Raw genomic sequence first — 13174 nt, 5'->3', positions numbered from 1 at the left:
CCGTTCCCGCACATCATGTCCAGCGGCTGGCACCTGCACCAGTCGCTGGTGGACCTGAAGACCGGGCGCAATGCCTGTGTGCGCGGTGCACCGGCGCCCGACACCACGGCAACGAACGCGCGACACACCCTGTCCGACGTGGCCAGCCACTGGCTCGCAGGCTTGCTGGCGCACGCGCGCGGCATGACGCCGCTGTGCACGCCCACCATCAACGGCTTCGCACGCTTTCGACCCAACGCACTCGCACCGCAGGCGGTGCTGTGGGGGCGCGACAACCGAGGCGCGATGCTGCGTGTGGTGGGTGGGGCGGGCGACAACGCCACCCGCATCGAGAACCGCATTGGCGAGCCCGCCGCCAACCCCTACCTCTACATGGCGGCACAGATCCACGCCGGGCTCGATGGCCTGCGCAACCAACTGCAGCCACCGCCCGCCAGCGAAACGCCCTACGCCGACGGAGGCGAGAAAATACCCACATCATTGCCGGAAGGACTCGACGCACTGGCATCGGACACGGCCTTGTGCGCGGGCCTCGGCAACGATGTCGTGCAGCACTTCTGCCGCATCAAACGCAGCGAGATCGAGCGCCACGCCCAGGCCGAGGACAAGACCGACTTCGAACGCCGCGAGTACTTCAGCCGAACATGAAACCCCTCAAGTCCCCAACATGATTTCCATCCGGTTCATCAACCCCGACCAGACGCAACACGACATCCAGGCCCAACCAGGCGACAGCCTCATGAAGGCAGCGGTGGACGCCAACATCCAGGGCATCGAGGCCGACTGCGGTGGCAGCCTCACCTGCGCCACGTGCCACGTGATGATCGACGCACCGTGGTCCGACCTGCTGCCGGCCCCCGTGCCGGACGAACTCGACATGCTCGACTTCGCCTCCAGCCCGGTGGTGCCTCAAAGCCGTTTGAGCTGCCAGATTCGCCTCACCCCGGAGCTCGACGGTCTGGTGGTTCGTCTGCCCACTTCACAGCACTGATGGCACACTGACCGCGCAATTGCCATCCACCGCAACCCACACACCTTGAACACCATGTCCGAGAACTACGCCTTCACCCCGCCCGCCACCGTTTCCGTGCCCGTGGTCGGCAGCCTCGAGCGCTTCCCGGTCCACCGCATCTACTGCGTGGGCCGCAACTACGAAGAACACGCCAAGGAAATGGGGTTCACCGGCCGCGAGCCGCCCTTCTTCTTCTTGAAGCCAGCCGATGCCATCGTGGTCGCAGAGCCCGGCCAGACCGCCAGCACGCCCTACCCCACCCTCACCAGCAACCTGCACCACGAGATCGAACTGGTGGTGGCCATCGGCACCGGTGGAAAAAACATCAAGGCCGCCGACGCGGCGAAACACATCCACGGCTACGCCGTGGGCCTGGACATGACCCGCCGCGATCTGCAAGGCGAGATGAAGAAGCTGGGCCGTCCCTGGTGCATCGGCAAGGCATACGACCACTCGGCTCCCATCGGGCCGATCACGCTGGCAGCCAACGCCGGTGACGTGAACAACGCGCCCATCTGGCTGCAGGTCAACGGCGCGGATCGCCAACGCAGCAACGTCAACAAGCTGATCTGGAACGTGGCTGAAACCATCGAACATCTCTCGGCCGCCTGGGAACTGCAACCCGGCGACCTGATCTACACAGGCACCCCCGAAGGCGTGAACGCCGTGGTGCGCGGCGACACCATGGTCGGCGCCGTGGACGGCCTGACCCCGATCTCGGTGCAGGTGGTCTGAACCCGAGGGTAAGACCTCTGAAACGACCCTCAGTCCCCGCTTATCCTTTGCCCACTTTTCCACAGCCCCCAGGAGACCTTTTCATGATCCAACGCAGAACCCTGCTTCAGACCGGTGCCGCCGTGGCCCTCGGCGCACCCGCCCTGGTGGGCATGACCCAGCAGAGCGTCACGCTCAAGTTCCACACCTTCATGGCACCTCAGTCCAACGTGTGGATCAACATGCACAAGGCCTGGATGGACAAGGTCGAGAAAGATTCGGGTGGCCGCATCAAGTTCGAGGCCTACCCGGCCATGCAGCTCGGCGGCTCGCCAGTGCAGCTGTTCGACCAGGCCCGCGACGGCGTGGTGGACATCGTCTGGACCCTGCCGGGCAACACGCCGGGCCGCTTCCCGCGCATCGAGGTGTTCGAGCTGCCGTTCATGATGAACAACGCCGAAGCCACCTCCAAGGCCTATTGGGAGTACGTGCAGACGGTGGCCAAGGACGAGTTCAAGGACGTGCAACCGATCGCCCTGCAAGTGCACGGCCCGGGCATGTTCCACATGCGCAGCAAGCAGATCAAAACAGCAGAAGACCTGCGCGGCTCCAAGGTGCGCGGCCCCACCCGCCAGATCACCAAGATGCTCGGCTACCTGGGTGCCACGCCCGTGGGCATGCCCCTGCCGCAAATTCCTGATGCACTGTCCAAAGGTGTCATCGACGGTTGCGTGATCCCTTGGGAAGTCGTGCCTTCGGTGAAAGTGCAGGAGCTCACCAAGTTCCACAGCGAGTTCGATCCCGCCGGCGGCGCGCTCTACACCACCACCTTCGTGATGGCCATGAACAAGGCGAAGTACGCCAGCCTGCCGCCCGACCTCAAGGCCGTGATCGACAAGAACTCCGGCATGGAAACCTCGGGCTGGCTGGGCAAGGTTCAGCAGGCGGGCGACGTCCCGGGCCGCGAATCGGCGGTGAAACAAGGCAACACGATCTACACCATCCCGGCCGCCGAAGCGCAGGAATTCCGTCGCAAGGCGCGCCTGGTCGAAATCGAATGGGTGCAGGACATGGACAAGCGCGGATTCAATGGCAAGGAGTTGCTGGAAACCGCCAAGGCCTTGATCGTGAAGCACGGCAAAAAGGCCTGAGGCCATTCGCAAAAAAAGGCCGGGCCTTGGCCCGGTTTTTTTTCGCCGTCACACCGGCCCGCTAAACTGAACCCATGCTTCGCTCTCCTGCCAAACACTGTCGCAACTGCGGCACCCCGGTCGTGATGCGTCTGCCCGACGACGGCGACACCAAGACCCGCGCGGTCTGCCCGGCCTGCCACCTCGTGCACTACGACAACCCGCTCAATGTGGTGGGCACGGTGCCGGTGTGGGGGGAGTCGGGCCAGTATGTTTTGCTTTGCAAGCGCAACATCGAGCCGCGCTTTGGCAAATGGACCTTGCCCGCCGGCTTCATGGAGCTCAACGAGACCACCGCCGAAGGCGCGGCCCGCGAGACCACGGAAGAAGCTGGCGCGCAGTTTGAGCTGGGCGAGATCTTCACGCTGATGAACGTTGCGCGCGTGGGCCAGGTGCACATCTACTACCGCGCCCGACTGCTGAGCGACCTCTTCGAGCCAGGTCACGAGACCATCGAGGCCCGCTTGTTCACGGAAGATCAAATCCCCTGGGACGAGATCGCGTTCCGCACCGTCAAGGAGACGCTGGAGCACTACTTCGCCGACCGCCGCCAAGGTCGCTTCGGTTTCCACGCGTTCGACATTGCCTGAGCTCGGGCCACCGCGCCAGACATTCACCGCATGAGCACACGCCCGGCCGTTCCACGCACCTGGCCCCTGGTGCTGCGCCTGGGCACCGCGCAAACGCTGGCCTGGGGTTCCACCTACTACCTGCCCGCGCTGCTGGCCAAGCCCATGGCCGATGGTCTGGGCCTGCCGGTCTCGCAGATCTGGGTCGCCTTCACGGTGGCCCTGCTGGCCTCGGCTGCACTCGGGCCGTTTGCCGGCCGCGCCATCGACCGCTGGGGTGGCCGTCCGGTGCTCATGGGCACCAGCGTGTTGTTCGCCTTGGGCCTGGCCGGTTTGTCGCAGGTGCAGGGCACCACCAGCCTCATGCTCGCATGGCTGCTGATCGGCGTGGCCATGGGCAGTGGCCTCTATGAAGCGGCGTTTGCCGCACTGGTGCGCCTGCAAGGCACCCAGGCCCGCGCCTCCATCACCGGCATCACGCTCATTGCCGGGTTTGCCAGCACCGTGGGCTGGCCCCTCACCGGCTTGCTGGAGACCGAGTTCGGCTGGCGCGGCGCGTGCCTCGCCTGGGCCGGCCTGCACCTGCTGGTGGGGCTGCCGCTGAACGCGAGCATTCCGCGCGCTGCCGCCTTGCACGAGCCACCGCATGCGCTGGCGGCAGACGCGCCCGCCACCCCGGCAGAGTCCCACACACCGCCACCGAAATACACCGCCTGGGTCCTGTCCTACGTGTTCGCCGCCACCTGGTTCATCAGCACCGCCATGGCGGCGCACTTGCCGCAGTTGCTGGTGGCCAGCGGCGCCACACTGGCCGGTGCGGTCGCCATCGGTGCCCTGGTCGGCCCGGCGCAGGTGGCCGGGCGTATGCTGGAGTTTGGTTTTCTGCGCCGCCTCCATCCACTGCTCTCGGCGCGGTGCGCCGCACTGGCCCACCCGGTGGGGGTCGTCTGCTGGATGGTGTTCGGCCCGGTGGCCGGGCCGGCATTTGCGCTGCTGCACGGCGCGGGCAACGGCATCCTCACCATCTCCAAGGGCACGCTGCCGCTGGTGTACTTCGGAGCGGTGGGTTATGGCCAACGGCAGGGCATCATGATGGCGCCCTCGCGCGTGGCGCAGGCTTTTGCACCGTTGCTCTTCGGCCTTTGCATCGAGCGTTGGGGCGCCGGGGCGCTGTGGATCTCGGGTGGGCTGGGGCTCAGCGCGCTGGCGGCTCTGCTGTGGCTGCGCACCAGCCCCCCGGCGCCAACGCACTAGCGCGCAAGGTCCTGCAGGCCCGCGTCGCTCCAGCCCAGCAGCTCGGCGAGCCGGCGCGCCACCCACACCGACTCGACCTCACTCACCACCACAGGCTCCACGCGCAGACCTTGCAGGCAGCGGGTAAGCACATCGCTCTCGGCCAGACCCAGGCTGAACTCCATGTTGCGTGCGGTGTCGGTCAACAGCTGGGCCATGTCTTCGCACAGCTCGTAGCGAGCGGCCAGTTCATCACGTGGCAGGCTGGGCTTCTGGTGGCCGGGCAGCACATACAGGGCGATGAAGGAGACGGGGATTTCGATCTGGTATTCGTCGGACATACCGCACTGTATTGCACCAGCATGGGACCGGCGCGCGCGCCCTTTCGAGGTATGGTTGAGCCATTCAACCGCTTGCCAACATGAAGATGATCGACACCAACGAACCCGTACACGAAGACCGCCTGTGGAGCGATGGGCATTGGACGGCCCGCGTGATCAAGAACGAAGACGACGATGGATGGGCAGTTGCCATGCACCTGGATGGCGGGTCAGAGCCTGCCTTGGTGGGGCCCTGGACCATGGGTCGTGACAAAAAAAATCCCAAACCACTGGACACAGCGGCCTTCAACACGCTGGTGAAGACCGCCAAGGAGGTCATCCGGCGGTCCGAACAGCAACTGCATGCTCAGCTCAACAAGAACGTCAACGTGACGGTCGACGGCAACCGCCTGCGGATCGTGCTCTCCATCGTCCCCGACGAAGAGGGTGCAACTGCAACCCTGAGCGCCATGGACGAATTCGACGAAGAGGTGGCTCGAGTGCCGGTGCCGCCCACCTTCAAGTTGAGTGTCGACAGCGCACAGGCCTGGGTTGCGGCGGGGTTTGAACGGCCGCGCTGAAATTTGGTGCCCGAAACTGAAAAAACCCGCAACCTTTCAGTTGCGGGCTTTCAGTCGCCAACCACCTACCTGACTCTACGCGGCCGCCGCATCAACCGGTAGACCACCGGCACCACCAGCAGTGAGAGCAGCGGTGCGCTGATCATGCCGCCCACCATGGGCGCTGCGATGCGTTGCATCACCTCGCTGCCGGTGCCCATGCCCCAGAACAGCGGCAGCAACCCGGCCACGATGGTGGCCACCGTCATGGCCTTGGGCCGCACGCGCAACACCGCGCCTTCGCGGATGGCTTCCAGCAACGAGAGCTCGTCGGTGCGCCCGGCGTCCACGCGCGCCTGCCAGGCCTGCTTGAGGTAGATCAGCATGATCACGCCGAACTCGGCCGCCACACCCGCCAGCGCAATGAAGCCCACCACGCTGGCCACCGACAGGTTGTGACCGAGCAGCCAAAGAAACCACACACCGCCCACCAGCGCGAACGGCAGCGTGGCCATGATCAACAGCGCCTCGTCAAACCGGCGGAAGATCAGATACAGCAGCACGAAAATGATCAGCAGCGTGACCGGCACCACCAGCTTCAACTTGGCGGTGGCGCGCTCCAGGAATTCGAACTGCCCCGACCAGGACACCGAGTACCCTGCAGGCAGCGCTACCCGCTCGGCCACCACGCGCTGCATGTCCAGCACCGCGCCGCGCAGGTCGCGCCCCCGGATGTCCACATAAACAAAGCCCGCCAGGCGCGCGTTTTCGCTGCGCAGCATGGGCGGCCCTTCGGTGATGCGCAGGTCGGCCACGTCGGACAACACCAGGCGCTGGCCGCCCGGCGCCACGATGGGCAGCGCGCGCAGTTCGGGCAGTGAGTCGCGCAGCTCGCGCGGGTAACGCAGGTTGATGGGGAAACGCTGCAGGCCCTCCACCGTCTCGCCGATGTTCATGCCACCCACGCCGCCGGCCACGATGTCCTGCACATCGGCGATGTTCATCCCGTAGCGCGCCGCGTCCGCGCGGCGGATGTCCACGTCGATGTAGCGCCCACCGGTCAGGCGCTCGGCCAGTGCACTGCTGACACCGGGCACATCCTTCACCGCGCGCTCGATGTCGCCAGTCAGGCGATCGATGGTGACCAGGTCGGGTCCCGCCACCTTCACGCCCACCGGGCTCTTGATGCCGGTGGCCAGCATGTCGATGCGGTTGCGGATCGGTGGCACCCAGATGTTGGACAGGCCCGGCACGCGCACGGTGCGGTCGAGCTCTTCGATCAGCCCCTCGGGCGTGAGGCCAGCGCGCCACTCGTCACGCGGTTTGAACTGGATCGTGGTCTCGAACATCTCCAGCGGCGCCGGGTCGGTGGCTGTCTCGGCGCGCCCGGCCTTGCCGTACACGCTCTGCACCTCGGGAATGGTCTTGATCAGGCGGTCGGTCTGCTGCAGCAACTCGGCCGCCTTGGCAGCCGACAAGCCAGGCAGTGCTGTGGGCATGTAGAGCAGATCACCCTCGTCCAACGGCGGCATGAACTCGCTGCCCAACTGGCGCAGCGGCCACAGGCTGACCACCAGCACCAGCGCCGCGACCACCAGCGTGAGCTTCGGCGCCTTCAGCACGGCATCCAACACCGGGCGGTACAGCGCAATGAGGGCGCGGTTCAGCGGGTTGGCGGTCTCGGCCGGGATGCGCCCGCGAATCAGGTAACCCATGAGCACCGGGATCAGCGTCACAGCCAGTCCGGCGGAGGCCGCCATGGCGTAGGTTTTGGTGAAGGCCAGCGGCGCGAACAACCGGCCCTCTTGCGCCTGCAGCGTGAACACCGGGATGAAGCTCAGCGTGATGATGAGCAGCGAGAAGAACAGCGCCGGCCCCACCTCGGCCGCGGCGTCGCCGATCACGCGCCAACGCGGCTCGCCCTGCAAAGTTTCGCCCGGGTGCTGGTGCGCCCAGCGCTCCAGGTGCTTGTGGGCGTTTTCGATCATCACGATGGCCGCGTCCACCATGGCACCGATGGCGATGGCGATGCCGCCCAGCGACATCACGTTGGCATTGATGCCCTGCTGCTGCATCACGATGAAGGCCATCAGCACACCCAGCGGCAGCGAGATGCTGGCCACCAGCGCACTGCGCAGATGGAACAAAAAGGCCAGGCACACCAGCGCCACGACGATGAACTCCTCTAGCAACTTCTCGCCCAGGTTCTTCACCGCGCGCTCGATCAGGCCCGAGCGGTCGTACACCGGCACGATCTCCACGCCCGCCGGCAGGCTGCGCTGCAGCTCGGCCAACCGCGTCTTCACCGCCTCAATGGTCTGCAGCGCGTTCTTGCCCGAGCGCATCACCACCACACCGCCCACGGCCTCGCCCTCGCCGTTGAGCTCGCCGATGCCGCGCCGCATTTCGGGCCCGGTCTGCACCCGCGCCACATCGCCCAGGCGCACCGACACACCGGCGCCTTTGGTGATGAGCGGGATGGAACGGAAGTCGTCCAGCGTCTTCAGGTAGCCGCTGGCGCGCACCGCGTACTCGGCCTCGCCCAGCTCCAGCACCGAGCCCCCGGCCTCCTGGTTGCCGCGCGCCACCGCCTCGGCCACCATGGCCTGCGTGACGCGGTAGGCAGCCATCTTGTCGGGGTCGAGCACGATCTGGTACTGCTTGACCATGCCGCCCACGCTCGCGACCTCGGCCACATCGGGCACGGTCTTGAGCTCGAAGCGCACGAACCAGTCCTGCAGGGCGCGCAGCTGCGCCACGTCCTGCCCGCCGGTGCGGTCGACCAGCGCGTACTGGTAGATCCAGCCCACGCCCGTGGCGTCAGGCCCGATGGATGAGGAGGCGCCGCGCGGCAGCCGCGCCTGCACCTGGTTGAGGTACTCCAGCACGCGCGAACGCGCCCAGTACGGATCCACCTCGTCTTCGAACAGCACGTACACAAAGCTGTCGCCAAACATCGAGAAGCCGCGCACCGCGCGCGCGCCCGGCACCGAGAGCATGGTGGTGGTCAGCGGATAGGTGACCTGGTTCTCCACGATCTGCGGCGCCTGCCCGGGCCAGGTGGTGCGGATGATCACCTGCGTGTCGGAAAGGTCGGGCAGCGCGTCCAGCGGCGTGCGCTGCAGGGCCACCACACCCCAGGCGCTCAGCAGCGCGGTGGCCAGCAGCACCAGAAAGCGGTTGTTGATGCTCCAGCGGATCAGGCCGGCGATCATTTTCTGATCCCCGGCGCCACACGCTGCAGGCGAGTGATGCGCGGCACATCGCCCTGCTGCATTTCAAACTCGATCTGCAGCCGGTCACCGGCCTCCAGGTCGGGTGGCTGCTGTGCGCGCGGTGGCAGCTTGAAGTCCATCTGCATCTGCGGCCACTTGAGTGCCGCAATGGGCGGGTGCGTGAGCGTGACGGTGTCGCCGCTGAGTGCATCGATCACCGCATCGGTGGCGTAGCGTTGTTGGGACAAAGTGGATGCGGGCTCGTGGTTGAGCCGCGCCTCCAGCCCGCGCAGGCTGGCTTCGGAGTCGATCAGGAACTGCCCCGAGAGCACCACGCGCTGACCAACCGCCAAGCCAGCGCTGATCTCGGTCTGGTCACCCACCTCCAGGCCCGCGGTCACCTCCACCGGGCGGAAGCGCCCGCCCTCCTCGGCCACCATCACCACGCTGCGCCGCCCGGTGTGGATCACCGCGTCGCTGGGCACCAGCAGCGTCGCCGCGGCCTTCGGGCGGTCCAGCCGCATGCTCACCAGCATGCCCGGCACCAGCCGCCCCTGCGGGTTGGCCAGCTCCACCCGCGCGCGGATGGTGCGCGTAACCGCGTCCACCTCGGGCAGCAGCGCCTGCACCTGGCCCTCGAAGGTCTGCCCCGGCGCACCGGGGCTGGTGGTGCGCACGCGCGCCCCCGGTTGCAGCAGCGCGGCCTGGCTCTGGGGCACGGCCCCCTCGGCCCACACGGTGCGCGTGCCCTGCAGGCGCATCAGCGTCATGCCCGGCATCACGGTGGCGCCCTCGCGCACCATGAGTTCGCTCACGATGCCGGCGATGGGCGCGGTGAGCGTGAAGCGCGGCTGCACCGCGCCAGACGCCACCACGCGCTGGATGTGCGCGGGCGCCATGCCGGCCTGGCGCATGCGCTGGCGCGCCGCGTCCTTCAGCGCGTCGGTGCCCTCGCCGCTCATGCGCGCCAGCGCCAGGTACTCCTCTTGCGCGGCCACCCAGTCGGGCACGTACAGCTCGGCCAGCGGCGCGCCGGCGGCCACGCGGTCCAGCGCCGCTTTCACATGCAGCTTTTCCACGAAGCCCATGGCGCGCGAACTCAGCACCACCTGTTCGCGCTCGTTCCAGGCCACGTTGCCCACCGCCGTCACCTCCGACACCAGCGAGCCTTCGACCACCGGCGCCGTGCGCAGCCCCAGGTTTTGCTGGATGCGCGGGCTCACCGTGACGCTGCTGGCGTCTGCCGCATCGCTGCCGGCGTAGCGCGGCACCAGCATCATGTCCATGAAGGGCGACTTGGCCGGTGCCTCGAAGTTCTTGCCCGGCACCATGGGGTCGTGGTAGTTCAGGATGCGCCGGCCTGTGGCTGGGTCCACATCCCCGGCTTTGAGCGAATCGCGAATGTGCCGGCGCGTGGCTTCTTCGCCTTGCGGGATGGTCCACAGCGACGGGTCGTCGCTGGCGGTGGTGGCCACAACCGACTGCGGTGCCAGCGTGGTGTGGCCCATGCCCTGCTGCATGCCCAGCCACCAGGCGCCAGCGCCCACGGCAACGAGCAGGGCCGCAGCGGCCAGTGTGATGAAGGATTCTTTTTTGTTCATGGCTTCGCTCCAGTCGAGCTGTCAGGGATGAGGTATTCGAGTTGGACCCACAGGCCGGTGGTCTCACGCTCCAGCGCCAGGCGTTCGAGCGCGAGGTTCAGCGCATCGCGTCGCGCTTGCAGCACGGCGCCCAGCCCCTCGCGCCCGCCCCGGTAGGCCGCCAGCGCGGCATCCACACGCTGTGTGGCCAGCGGTTGGCGCTGCGCATCCAGGAAGGCCAGGCGGTCCAGTCCGGCCTGCCACTCCCGCTGCCAGCGCTGCACCTGCAGAACCCGCTCGCGGGTCTGCTCCTCACGCTCGGCCTGCAGTTCGTTCACACGGGCCAGACGTGCGGCGAGTTCGCGTTGCTGGCGCTGCGGCTTGTCCCACTGCAGCGGCACCGACACGCCGATCGACACCATGTTGGAGAACTGCGAGCCGCGCTGGCTGAACATGATCTCGGTGCTCCAGTCGGGCTTGAGCTCCTGGCGGGCCACCTCGGCTTCGGCACGGGCCACGGCTTCGCGGGCCTGCAGCGTGGCCAAATCGGGGAGGTACTGCACAGGGTCCGCTTCGCTCATCACTGCCGTGGTGTGCCGCATCGGCGGTGCATCGGCCAGTGGCTGGTCGGGCGGCCCACCGGTGAAGCGCGCCAGCGTCAGGCGTGCGTTGGCTCGTTCGGCCTGCGCACCGATCAGGCCTTGCTCCAGCTGCGCCAGCGCCTCGCGCGCGCCCAGTGCATCAGCCGTGGAGCCGCGCCCACCGCGCAGGGCAGCATCAAGGGTCTGCACGAGCACACGCGCTTCCGTGATCTGCGCCTGCAGCAACAACCAACGCTGCTCCTGCATGCGCCGCTCCAGCCAGGCCTGCGCCACCTGGGTTTGCAACAGGGCCACCCGCTGCGCCCGTTCGCTCATTGCCGCTTCGGCCTCGCGTTCAAAGCGCTCGCCCCGGGCGCGGCGCTTGTCCGCGTTGGGCAGGGTCTGCATGAGTGCGATGGAGCGCATGGTCATGAAGTCGCGCGTGGTGCTGAAGCGCTCGGGACCGTCCACCGGGAGGTTGTCCAACGAGAGGCGAAGCACCGGGTCGGGTCGCTGCGCAGCCGCCACCGCCATCTCGCGCGCGCCCTGCGCGGCGGCGCTCAAAGCGTCAAGACTGCGCGAACGTGCAACAGCTGCGTGTACCGCCGCGCTCAGGCTCAAGGGCTCGACGGCGGCGGCGGGTGTGATCACCGCCAGCAGGCCAGCGAAGGCCAGCAAAGCGCGTGCAAGAAAAAGCGAAGGGTGTTCCATGTCTGAGCTCCGGAGCAGGCACGCCCGGGCGCAAAAACCCTGGAAGCGTGCGACAGCAGCGCCACCGGCGGGTGGCCTGCGCTGTGCGGGGGTTCAGACGGAAGTGGGAGGGCGCCAGAGGCGCGTTGTCGCGCCCGGCGGAAGGTTGCGCCAGGCGGGTGCTCGAGGGTCCTGCGTGACAGAGGTCAGGGCCGCAAGCGATGGGACAGACGGCATGCCTGCAGCGGGCGTGGCGCAACTCTGAATGCTCTTGCAGGGCTGGCCGGTGCGCTCGAATGTGGCGAGGTCGTTGCAGCAATCGTCCATCGCTTCGACCAAGGTATCTGCGATCTCGCCGGCCTGATCATCCATGGCCATCATTTCCTGCATCGGACATGGCAACGCCGGAACCTGCCATGCCGCAGACCCCTGCAACGGCAGCAACAGGCACAGGAAGAGGACGAGCAAGCGGCGCATGGGCGGATTCTATGGCGTGCAGTCCGATCGCGCGCGCCCGGCTTCGCATTTGTCGGATGGGCTGTACTGCCGGATCTGATGCACACGGTGCCAGTGGCGGCATGGGCTCTCTTCAACGGGCTGCCGGCCGAGTTCATGACCTATGCGCGAGCCGGAAACTGCAAGCAGAAACGCGTTGTTCCTGCTACCGATGTGACGGCGACGCTGCCGCCATGAGCCAGCATGATGGCTTTGGTGATGGCCAAGCCCAAGCCGGCACCGTCCGATGCCGGGTGCGCGCGCGCCTTGTCCACTCGATAGAAACGATCGAACAGGCGCGGCAGGTCTGAGGCATCAATCGGGTCGCCTGTGTTGGTGAAACACAAGGCGGTAGCGCCGTCCCCCCGGGGGTCGATGGTCAGCTCAACATCGGTACCAGGGTGCGCATGCCGCAGCGCGTTGGACAGCAGGTTGCTGATGGCCCGCCGAATCATCAGCCGATCACCCACCACCATGCCCGCCCCCACCACCCGCAGACGAAGCTCTTTGTCCTCGGCGACCGCATCGTAGAAATCCAGAAGGCTCGCCACCTCGTCTTGCAGCGCAACATCTTCTCGATTCGGGAGCTGGATGCCGTGGTCGGTCTTGGCCAGAAACAGCATGTCGGACACCATGCGCGCCAAGCGCTGGAATTCCTCGGCGTTGGAGGCGAGGATGTCCCGGTAGGTGTCTGGATCGCGGCGTTGCGAGAGTGACACCTGGGTCTGTGTCAGCAGGTTGCTGATGGGGGTGCGCAGTTCGTGGGCGATGTCGCTTGAGAAATCCATCAACTTCGCAAAATCCAGCTCCAGTCGCTCCAGCATGGTGTTGAGGCTGTTGGCCAGCTCGGCCATCTCCACGGGCACCGCCTCGACCGGCATGCGCTGGTCGAGCTTGTGGGCAGTCACCTTGAGCGCCCGCTCCTTCATGATCCGCAGCGGAGCCAGACCGCTGCGGGCAGCCCACCACCCCAGCAGACCGCTGAGCAGGGTGGCCAGCACCACGTAGACCGCCA

12 protein-coding genes and 1 pseudogene are annotated in these 13174 nt (G+C 66.9%); 7 read left to right on the top strand and 6 right to left on the bottom strand.

The window, feature by feature from the left end:
- From IV113_RS15405 to IV113_RS15380, 6 genes and pseudogenes are all read left to right on the top strand, one after another.
- Positions 1–648 (top strand): annotated as a pseudogene (locus tag IV113_RS15405) (glutamine synthetase); the annotation flags it as partial.
- Between the two features lie 19 nt (positions 649–667).
- The gene (locus IV113_RS15400) at positions 668–991 is read left to right on the top strand and encodes a 2Fe-2S iron-sulfur cluster-binding protein (RefSeq protein ID WP_291086710.1); all 324 of its coding nucleotides are present in this window, start codon (positions 668–670) and stop codon (positions 989–991) included.
- 54 nt (positions 992–1045) lie between these two features.
- The gene (locus tag IV113_RS15395) at positions 1046–1747 is read left to right on the top strand and encodes a fumarylacetoacetate hydrolase family protein (RefSeq protein WP_291086712.1); all 702 of its coding nucleotides are present in this window, start codon (positions 1046–1048) and stop codon (positions 1745–1747) included.
- An 83-nt stretch (positions 1748–1830) separates the two neighbouring features.
- Positions 1831–2877 carry a TRAP transporter substrate-binding protein gene (locus IV113_RS15390; RefSeq protein ID WP_291086708.1) on the top strand — a complete coding sequence of 349 codons (1047 nt, stop codon included), beginning with the start codon at positions 1831–1833 and terminating at the stop codon, positions 2875–2877.
- Between the two features lie 74 nt (positions 2878–2951).
- Entirely contained in the window at positions 2952–3506 is a 555-nt protein-coding gene (locus IV113_RS15385; RefSeq protein ID WP_291086706.1) for an NUDIX hydrolase, read from the top strand.
- Between the two features lie 30 nt (positions 3507–3536).
- Positions 3537–4739: an MFS transporter gene (locus tag IV113_RS15380; protein WP_291086704.1), complete on the top strand. Its 1203-nt coding sequence runs from the start codon at positions 3537–3539 to the stop codon at positions 4737–4739.
- Here IV113_RS15380 and IV113_RS15375 read toward each other — a convergent pair.
- The gene (locus IV113_RS15375; protein ID WP_291086702.1) at positions 4736–5059 is read right to left on the bottom strand and encodes an ATPase with chaperone activity; all 324 of its coding nucleotides are present in this window, start codon (positions 5057–5059) and stop codon (positions 4736–4738) included. The two genes, IV113_RS15380 and IV113_RS15375, sit on opposite strands and share 4 nt — an antisense overlap.
- 80 nt (positions 5060–5139) lie before the next feature.
- Between IV113_RS15375 and IV113_RS15370 the strand changes: the two genes are divergently transcribed.
- Positions 5140–5619, top strand: coding sequence for a hypothetical protein (locus tag IV113_RS15370; RefSeq protein WP_291086700.1), 480 nt, complete (start codon positions 5140–5142; stop codon positions 5617–5619).
- Between the two features lie 65 nt (positions 5620–5684).
- On the opposite strand, the gene IV113_RS15365 is transcribed toward IV113_RS15370, so the two are convergent.
- The 5 genes from IV113_RS15365 to IV113_RS15345 form a co-directional block, all read right to left on the bottom strand.
- Positions 5685–8813, bottom strand: a complete 3129-nt coding sequence (locus IV113_RS15365) for an efflux RND transporter permease subunit (protein WP_291086699.1) — start codon at positions 8811–8813, stop codon at positions 5685–5687.
- Positions 8810–10414, bottom strand: coding sequence for an efflux RND transporter periplasmic adaptor subunit (locus IV113_RS15360; RefSeq protein ID WP_291086697.1), 1605 nt, complete (start codon positions 10412–10414; stop codon positions 8810–8812). Before IV113_RS15360 ends, IV113_RS15365 begins: the two co-directional genes overlap by 4 nt.
- Complete coding sequence (locus IV113_RS15355) at positions 10411–11685, bottom strand: TolC family protein (RefSeq protein WP_291086695.1); 1275 nt, start codon at positions 11683–11685, stop codon at positions 10411–10413. Before IV113_RS15355 ends, IV113_RS15360 begins: the two co-directional genes overlap by 4 nt.
- A 93-nt stretch (positions 11686–11778) precedes the next feature.
- Positions 11779–12141: a hypothetical protein gene (locus tag IV113_RS15350; protein WP_291086693.1), complete on the bottom strand. Its 363-nt coding sequence runs from the start codon at positions 12139–12141 to the stop codon at positions 11779–11781.
- Positions 12142–12281: 140 nt separating this feature from the next.
- Positions 12282–13174, bottom strand: an 893-nt coding sequence (locus IV113_RS15345) for a heavy metal sensor histidine kinase (RefSeq protein ID WP_291086691.1), incomplete at its 5' end; no start/stop codon positions are given.

The organism is Hydrogenophaga sp. (assembly GCF_018780385.1).
Classification (GTDB): Bacteria; Pseudomonadota; Gammaproteobacteria; order Burkholderiales; family Burkholderiaceae_C; genus Hydrogenophaga.
The sequence above is the reverse complement of the archived record's forward strand: the minus strand, read 5'-3'. Positions and strand labels throughout refer to the sequence as shown.

What these genes read in the sequence shown, in the direction of transcription:
- IV113_RS15385 (WP_291086706.1), top strand. Translation starts at nt 2,952, where the DNA reads ATGCTTCGCTCTCCTGCCAAACACTGTCGCAACTGCGGCACCCCGGTC.
- IV113_RS15355 (WP_291086695.1), bottom strand. Translation starts at nt 11,685, where the DNA reads ATGGAACACCCTTCGCTTTTTCTTGCACGCGCTTTGCTGGCCTTCGCT.
- IV113_RS15370 (WP_291086700.1), top strand. Translation starts at nt 5,140, where the DNA reads ATGAAGATGATCGACACCAACGAACCCGTACACGAAGACCGCCTGTGG.
- IV113_RS15400 (WP_291086710.1), top strand. Translation starts at nt 668, where the DNA reads ATGATTTCCATCCGGTTCATCAACCCCGACCAGACGCAACACGACATC.
- IV113_RS15365 (WP_291086699.1), bottom strand. Translation starts at nt 8,813, where the DNA reads ATGATCGCCGGCCTGATCCGCTGGAGCATCAACAACCGCTTTCTGGTG.
- IV113_RS15350 (WP_291086693.1), bottom strand. Translation starts at nt 12,141, where the DNA reads ATGCGCCGCTTGCTCGTCCTCTTCCTGTGCCTGTTGCTGCCGTTGCAG.
- IV113_RS15380 (WP_291086704.1), top strand. Translation starts at nt 3,537, where the DNA reads ATGAGCACACGCCCGGCCGTTCCACGCACCTGGCCCCTGGTGCTGCGC.
- IV113_RS15375 (WP_291086702.1), bottom strand. Translation starts at nt 5,059, where the DNA reads ATGTCCGACGAATACCAGATCGAAATCCCCGTCTCCTTCATCGCCCTG.
- IV113_RS15395 (WP_291086712.1), top strand. Translation starts at nt 1,046, where the DNA reads ATGTCCGAGAACTACGCCTTCACCCCGCCCGCCACCGTTTCCGTGCCC.
- IV113_RS15360 (WP_291086697.1), bottom strand. Translation starts at nt 10,414, where the DNA reads ATGAACAAAAAAGAATCCTTCATCACACTGGCCGCTGCGGCCCTGCTC.
- IV113_RS15390 (WP_291086708.1), top strand. Translation starts at nt 1,831, where the DNA reads ATGATCCAACGCAGAACCCTGCTTCAGACCGGTGCCGCCGTGGCCCTC.